We start from the raw sequence: 744 nt of genomic DNA, 5'->3' as shown, positions 1-744 counted from the left end.
GCGCTTTGGGTCGGGACGCTGGGAGCCGGGACGCCTGGAGCCGGGGCACTCGGGGGCGGAACGTAGGGCGGTTCGATCGAATCGGCGGCCATGCCGGCGCCCGCGGGTCTCTGCTGCATCAACAGGGAGACCGGCCGGGAGGCCTCGGCGGTGCGGACGATCGGCGCGTTCGCCGGGGGCGCGAAGGCGGAGGCCGGGGTGACGGCGGAGTTCGGCGCCACGCCCGCCCACAGCGGGACGTCCGCCGGGGCGACGTAGCCGTTCACCGGCCGGCTGGCCGGGAACAGCAAGGCCAGCTTCGCGTCGACCTCGGCTCTCGTTCCGGTTTGGGCGAGCGCCGCGGCGGCCCGCGAGCGATCGTTTTGCTTCGCGTACAGGAGCCCGAGGTTCTCCAGACTCCGCTGATGATCCGGCTGCTGAGCGAGCGCGGTGCGGAAGCTGTCCTCCGCGTCGCCGGCCCGACCCTGCAGGAGGTAGGAATAGCCGAGGTCGCACAGCAGATCGGCGTCGCCGGGCTGGGCGGAGAGGGCGGCGGCGTAGTGCTGCTCCGCGGTCGCGTAGTTGCCGGATTGATCCAACAGCACCGCGAGCCGGTGGTGGGCGCCGGCGGCGGACGGGTCGCTCAGCAGCGCTTTGCGGTAGTGGGCGAGGGCGAGGTCGGGCCGATGGGCGCGCTCCGCGGCGTGCCCGGCGTCGAGTGCCCGAGTTGCGGCCCGACCGGCTGCGGAGCCGGGTGTCCGTTGG

The 744-nt window shown here is 74.1% G+C and carries 1 protein-coding gene; it reads right to left on the bottom strand.

From position 1 onward, the window contains the following. Nucleotides 1–744: tetratricopeptide repeat protein (locus LzC2_RS21605; RefSeq protein WP_171190079.1), on the bottom strand; the 744-nt coding region annotated here is incomplete at both ends.

Origin of the sequence: Alienimonas chondri, from assembly GCF_013036045.1 — a bacterium.
GTDB lineage: Bacteria > Planctomycetota > Planctomycetia > Planctomycetales > Planctomycetaceae > Alienimonas > Alienimonas chondri.
Note: the sequence above shows the minus strand (reverse complement) of the source record. Positions and strands in the feature narration are given on the sequence as shown.